Below are 6,251 nucleotides of genomic sequence, written 5' to 3'. Positions count from 1 at the left end.
AAGGGCGGACAGCCGCCGCTCGACCCGTCCAGCGACACCGACGACAACCAGACCGACGACACCCGGCGCTTCTACGCCGACGACGCCGCGCAAGAGGATCTCGCCAGCACGAAAAAGCTGGACGAGATCACCGTCGGCGAGTACGACGCGGTGTTCTACCCCGGCGGCCACGGCCCGCTCTGGGACCTCGCAGAAGACAAGACCTCTATCGCGCTCATCGAAGACGCGATCCAGGCCGGGACGCCTGTCGCAGCCGTCTGCCACGCCCCCGCCGTCTTCCGGCACACGAAGGCCGCCGATGGCACGCCGCTCGTCAAGGGCAAGACCGTCACGGGCTTTACGAACTCCGAAGAGGAGGCCGTCGGGCTTACCGAGGTGGTGCCGTTCCTCGTCGAGGAGATGCTGAAGGACAACGGCGGCGACTACTCGAAAACGTCCGACTGGGGCGTGCACGTGGTTCAGGACGGGCTCCTGATCACGGGCCAGAACCCGGCGTCCTCCGGTCCTACGGCGGAGGCGCTCCTGAGGGCGCTCGAATCCAGCGACGCCTAGCCTTTCCCGCGTAGTTCGCGGCCCGCTTGGGGCGACGCGGCTAGCGTGCCAGCTCCGGCCCTGTGGAATACATCCCGGGGCCTGAGCTGGCATTTTTGTGTCCAAGAGGTATCCCACGAGGCACCCAGAACACGCACCCGCAGGCGAACAGCCGCCGCTTTCCCGACATTCCCATGCCTTCTGGCCCCCATGACGTTCGTCCGCCCGGCTTTGTCCGCGTGCGCGGCGCGCGAGAGAACAACCTGAAAGACCTGTCCGTGGAGGTGCCTCGCGATGCCCTTGTCGTCTTTACCGGGGTCTCGGGATCGGGGAAGTCCTCTCTGGCCTTTGGGACGCTGTACGCGGAAGCCCAGCGGCGGTACCTCGAATCGGTCTCGCCGTACGCCCGCCGCCTGTTCCACCAGGTCGGCGCGCCCGACGTGGACGCCATCGAGGGCTTGCCGCCCGCGGTCGCCTTGCAACAGCAACGCGGCGCGCCCACCGCCCGCTCGTCGGTAGGCAGCGTGACCACGCTGTCCAACCTGGTTCGGATGCTGTACTCGCGCGCTGGAACGTACCCGGAAGGGCAAGGCATCGTCTATGCGGAGGGGTTCTCGCCCAACACCCCCGAGGGGGCCTGCCCCACGTGCCACGGTCAGGGACAGGTGTTCGATGTCACGGAAGCCTCGATGGTCCCCGACCCCTCCCTCACCATCCGCGAGCGGGCTGTGGCGGCCTGGCCACAGGCCTGGGGCGGCAAAAACCAGCGCGACATCCTCGTCACGCTGGGAATCGACGTGGACGTACCGTGGCGTGACCTCCCGCCGGAAACCCGCGAGTGGATTCTCTTCACCGACGAGCAGCCGGTTGTGCCGGTGTACCGCGACCGGACTCCCGAGGAGACCCGCCGCGCTGTTGAGAGCGGTCTCCAGCCCAACTACAAGGGCACGTTTTCCAGCGCCCGGCGCCACGTCCTGCACACCTTCGGCTCGTCGAAAAGCGCGGCTATGAAGCGCAGGGCGCAGGCCTACATGGTTGCCGAGCCCTGCCCTACGTGCCACGGCAAGCGGCTGCGGCCCGAAGCGTTGGCCGTCACGTTTGCAGGGATCGACATCACCGAGTTCTCGCGGTTACCCCTGAAAGACGTCTCCGCGCTGCTTCGCCCGTACGCCGTCGGGACCGAGGACGGGCACGCGGACCTCGCGGAACGGCATCCCGAGCAAGCCTTGGCCCGGCAGCGTCTGGCGGAGGATCTCGTGGCGCGGCTGGACGTGCTGCTCAACCTGGGCTTGGGCTATTTGCAACTGGAACGTTCTACGCCCACGCTCTCGCCCGGCGAACTGCAGCGCCTCCGCTTGGCCACGCAGTTGTACTCCAACCTTTTTGGCGTGGTGTACGTCCTCGACGAGCCCTCGGCCGGGTTGCACCCTGCGGATACCGAAGCGCTTCTGGCGGCGCTCCTCGCGCTCAAAGCGGCGGGGAACTCCCTGTTCGTCGTGGAGCACGATCTCGACGTGGTGCGCCGCGCCGACTGGTTGGTGGATGTCGGGCCCTACGCTGGGGAGCACGGCGGGGAGATCCTCTACAGCGGACCGCCAGAGGGTTTGCGAGGCGTTGAGGCCTCCAAGACCGCCGCGTTCTTGTTCGCATTGGATCGGCAGGCTGAGCACGCGCCGCGCACGCCTTCCGGGTGGCTGGAACTCCGCGACGTGACGCGCCACAACCTCACAGACCTGAGCGTTCGGTTTCCTCTCGGCGTGCTGACGTGCGTGACCGGCGTGTCGGGCTCGGGCAAGTCGACACTGGTCAGCCAGGTGCTCGCGGACACGCTGTCGGCGCACCTCGGCCAGAGCAGAGCCCTCGGCAGCGGTGTGGCGCCAGAGGCCGATGTCTATGAGGAGGACGAGGAAGCCTCGGCACCCGGTACCCTCGCGCGACTGGGCGGCGACGTCGCGGCGTTGTCCCGGTTGGTACGGGTGGACCAGAAGCCGATCGGCCGTACACCGCGGAGCAACCTGGCGACGTACACCGGGCTTTTCGACCACGTCCGCAAACTGTTCGCCTCGACGCCTCTGGCGCGCGAGCGGCGGTACAAGCCCGGTCGCTTCTCGTTCAACGTCAAAGGCGGGCGCTGCGAGCACTGCCAAGGCGAAGGCTGGGTCACGGTCGAGTTGTTGTTCCTGCCGAGCGTGTACGCGCCGTGCCCGGTCTGCCACGGATCGCGCTACAACGCCGAAACCCTCGATGTGCAGTACCGGGGCCGCACCATCGCCGAAGTGCTAGACCTAACGGTGGAGGCTGCCTGGGACTTTTTCCAGGACGACGAGGCCGTCTTCCGCAGTCTGGATACCCTCCGCGAGGTAGGACTGGGATACCTCCGGCTCGGGCAGCCCGCCACCGAACTCTCAGGTGGAGAAGCGCAGCGCGTCAAACTCGCCACCGAGTTGCAGCGCTCTGGGCGGGGACAGACGCTGTACCTCCTGGACGAGCCCACGACGGGCCTGCACCCCGCCGATGTGGAGCGACTTGCGGCCCAACTCGCGCGGCTGGTCGACGCGGGGCATACGGTGATCGCTGTGGAGCACGACATGCAACTCGTGGTCGGCAGCGATTGGGTCATCGACGTCGGCCCCGGGGCGGGCGACGAAGGCGGCACCATCGTCGCGGAAGGGAGCCCACACGAAGTCGCGGAGGCCAGGGACAGCCGGACGGCGCCGTACCTGGCGCTGGCCCTGAACGGCGAGACGTGAGAGAGCCCCACGGACGCCAGAGGCCCTGAATAGCGGCGACGCCTCTGGCGGATGGTAGACGATTGCCACGCTCGGCAGCTGTCACGCGTTGGATTTGCGCGTTTGGGGGAGCCTTCTTAACCCGCGTGGTGGTCTTCTCGGCGCCAGAGGCTCTCCCCTACCGCACGGGCCTCTGGCGGCGATGGTCCCCGCCAGAGGCCAATCGCGTATGGAAGAGTGACGCCTCCGCCGCAATCCGATGATCCGCCTCGCCGCCGTCGCCGTCCTCGCGTTAATCGTTGCCCCCACGGCCCGCGCCGGCCAGTACACCTGGATCGCCGGCCTCGGAGGTGACTGGAGTAGCACCAACAACTGGGAGGGGACGTGCCCTCCCGATTGCGAGTACCCCAAGGAACAGGACGACATCGCGATCATCCCCGGTCCCGCGCGCATCACGCTAGACCAACCGATCACCATTGGCACCCTCATTCTGGGGCCGGGTGTCGAGTTGGTCGGGACGTTTGGGCTCACGGCCGGGGTCACGATCATTGAGGGCGACTTCACGATTGCCAACCCGCGCCTTACGGGGGGCGCGATCACCATCACCGCCTCGGCCAGGGGGAACGGTCCGGGCGTGCTGTCCGGCACGCAACTCACGTGTCACCTGGATGGCGGCTCAAACCTGTGCGACCTCTCGAACATCGAAATCGCGGTCCCGAGCGTGAGCCTTATCGGGAGCGCTAGCATGGCGCTCCATACCAGCGCTGCGCCATCGCTGGCCTCGCTCTACCTCGACAACGAGCCCCTCGGACCCGGCGGGCCTCCCCCCGGCTCGATTACCTTTTCGGGGCCTCCCGCCACCTTCGACCTGTCCAGCCTCACGCTGTTCGACCGGTTCTCATCGGTGACGTTTGCGGAAAGCGATGTGACGATCGCGGACGTGGAGATCCATCCCGAAGGAGACAACGGCCTTCGTGACATGGAGACCCTCCTGGTGACCGGTGCCATGCTGTGGGACGGCGGGACGGTCGAGACCCGAAGCGGGTTTACGCTGGCCTCTGGCGCCGTCGCAACCGCCAGCGGCAACGTGTTCGTTTCCGGGGCAATGGACGTGCTCGGCCGGCTGAACTGGGAGGCCAACAACATCACGCTCAACTCTGAAGGTGGAGAGCCCGACGCGGCCGACGGGCACCTCACGATCCAGAACGGCGGCGTTCTCAACGCGACGGTGATCTCGGGCACCATCAAGGGGTCGGGATCGCTGAGCGTGCACGGCCTCCTTAACGCGGCCTACGTCGGCCCGAGCCCCGACAAGACCATTCGCGTGGAGCCGGACAGCCTTCACTTCGAAGACGCGACGGTGCTCATCGTCGACGACACGATTCTCCAGCTTGGACAGCCCATCGGCCGCACGCCTCTGGCGATCATCGGCAGCCACTTCGACGTCGATGACGACGCCACGCTGGAGATCGCGAGCGACGCACTCTACTCGTGCGACGACGACACGTTTATCGGAAGCGGGACGCTTCGGTTCGAGGACGGAGGCTTTCAGACCGGCACCTACCACTGCGATGCGGACATTCACGTCGACCTCCTCGTCGGCCAAGCGGCCAACGGCGTTGCCGACCTCTCGGGCGCGACGGTCGTCGCGGACCGGATCGAGGTCACGGCGGGCACGCTCCGGCTCCCCGCAGAGACCCGGACCAGCATCCTCGTTGTGCCTGCGACGGTCGAGTTCGCGACGGGCAGCACGCCTCTGGCGCTGAGCGAGTTGCACGTTACGGGCACGGCCAGCTTTGGCGGGCGCCCCGTTACCGTTGCGGACGTGTTCTCCTTTGGCCTCTCGTCCGCCTCCCTTATCGAGGAAACGCCGCTTCTGAGCCTGAGCCCAGGCGTGGACGCCCAGTGGGATCGCGGAACGATCGCCGCGACAGAGATGACGGTTGAGGAAGGCGCGACGCTCGACCTCGTCGTCAACACCAGCGTCGTGGGTGGGACCCTGACCAACCACGGCACGATCCGCCACCTCACGGGCGACCTCAGCATCTCAGGCCGTCTCCTCAACCGGGGGCGCTACGCGCTCGAAGCCACAGGCGACGGCATCGACATCACCGGCGCCGGCACGTTCGAGAACGAAGGACGCTTTGAGCGGCACACGTCGCTCAGCCGCCCCGTCATCCGCGCGGCGTTCGTCAACCGGGACACGCTCGACGTCGACGAGGGCGAGATCGAGTTCGCGAACCTCGGCAACTCGACAACGCTCACGAACGAGGGCGTCATCGTGGGCCGCTCGGGCGTGATCGAGCTTCCAAACGTATCCGACGTGGGCGGGACGGTCAGCCCCGGGCACCCGGACGACCCCACCGACTGGCTCATCTTCCCGCAGGACGTGACACTGATCGCGGGTAGCACTGTCGAGATGGACATCGGCGGCACCACGGCCATCGCGGAGTACGATGTGGTCAATGTGGACGTCGACGGGGCGCTGTACGGAAGCGTTCAGGTTCGCCTCGTGGATGGCTTTGTCCCCGCCGTAGGTGACCGATTTGCCGTCATGGCTTGCGGCAACACGTGCGACGCCGCGCCAGAGGCCCTGAACTTGCCCGACGGCGTTCTGGGTACCATCGAGGTGTCGCCTCGCCTTGTCGAGCTGGTCATTGCAGGCGTGAGCGTAGACGCGGAGGCGCCTCCGGGCGAGACGCCAGAGGTGCTCCCGACGGTGTTCGCGTTGCACGCGCCCGCCCCGAACCCGTCCTCCGCCGCGGTGGCGATCGGGTATGACCTCCCCGTGAGCGCAGACGTACTCCTCTCTCTCCACGACATGCGCGGACGCCAGGTCGCCGTTGTTTCCGAAGGCCTCCGCCCCGCGGGACGCCACGCCGCAGAAGTAGACCTCAGGCCTCTGGCGCCAGGCGTCTACGTGGCCCGGCTCGCGACCGGCGACCAGGTGTTTGTGCGACGGCTGACGGTTGTCCGGTAAAGGGGATCGGC

General features: G+C 67.2%; 3 protein-coding genes. All 3 read left to right on the top strand.

The window, feature by feature from the left end; all coding sequences use genetic code 11:
- Positions 1-552: type 1 glutamine amidotransferase domain-containing protein (locus tag BSZ36_RS05205; protein WP_094546684.1), on the top strand; the 552-nt coding region annotated here is incomplete at its 5' end.
- Between the two features lie 173 nt (positions 553-725).
- A complete protein-coding gene (locus BSZ36_RS05200) occupies positions 726-3,281 on the top strand; it encodes an excinuclease ABC subunit UvrA (protein ID WP_094546682.1) in 2,556 nt (851 codons plus the stop codon).
- Positions 3,282-3,519: 238 nt separating this feature from the next.
- Positions 3,520-6,240, top strand: coding sequence for a T9SS type A sorting domain-containing protein (locus BSZ36_RS05195; protein ID WP_094546680.1), 2,721 nt, complete (start codon positions 3,520-3,522; stop codon positions 6,238-6,240).
- Positions 6,241-6,251 lie beyond the last annotated feature (11 nt).

It is taken from the genome of Rubricoccus marinus, assembly GCF_002257665.1.
Classification (GTDB): domain Bacteria; phylum Bacteroidota; class Rhodothermia; order Rhodothermales; family Rubricoccaceae; genus Rubricoccus; species Rubricoccus marinus.
The sequence above is the reverse complement of the archived record's forward strand: the minus strand, read 5'-3'. Positions and strand labels throughout refer to the sequence as shown.